The sequence below is a fragment of the Rhizobium ruizarguesonis genome (assembly GCF_012349115.1).
GTDB classification, from domain to species: Bacteria; Pseudomonadota; Alphaproteobacteria; order Rhizobiales; family Rhizobiaceae; genus Rhizobium; species Rhizobium ruizarguesonis.
The window spans coordinates 1-479 of sequence record NZ_PQIG01000039.1; the positions used below are offsets into that span (position 1 = coordinate 1).

Sequence of the window (479 nt, forward strand, 5' to 3'; positions counted from 1 at the left end):
GTTGCCGGCGGTGGCGGCGATGCGGCGATGACGGCGCTGAAGGCGATGGTTGCGGCCGGCACCTATCCGACAGCCTCGCAGATGCTGGGTTATACCGTGCTCGATTATGCCCAGGCTGGCGTCATGGGCGATCTGACGGAGACGGCGAAGAAGGAAGGCTGGGACAAGTCGGTTCCGGCAGCGCTGCAGAAGTTCTCGGTCTATGACGGCAAGTGGGTTGCAGCCCCCGTCAACGTCCACTCGGTCAACTGGCTGTGGATCAACAAGGCTGTGATGGACAAGATCGGCGGCACCCAGCCGAAGACCTTCGACGAGCTGATCGCACTGCTCGACAAGGCCAAGGCCGCCGGCGTCATCCCGCTCGCCCTTGGCGGCCAGAACTGGCAGGAAGCGACGATGTTCGATTCCATCGTGCTGTCGACCGGCGGTCCGGAGTTCTACAAGAAGGCCTTCAACGACCTCGACGAGGAATCGCTGAA

At 62.6% G+C, this 479-nt stretch carries 1 protein-coding gene; it reads left to right on the forward strand.

Annotated features, from left to right (window positions below; genetic code table 11):
- The coding region (locus tag C3Y91_RS05275; RefSeq protein ID WP_168575107.1) for an ABC transporter substrate-binding protein at positions 1–479 on the forward strand (479 nt) is incomplete at both ends.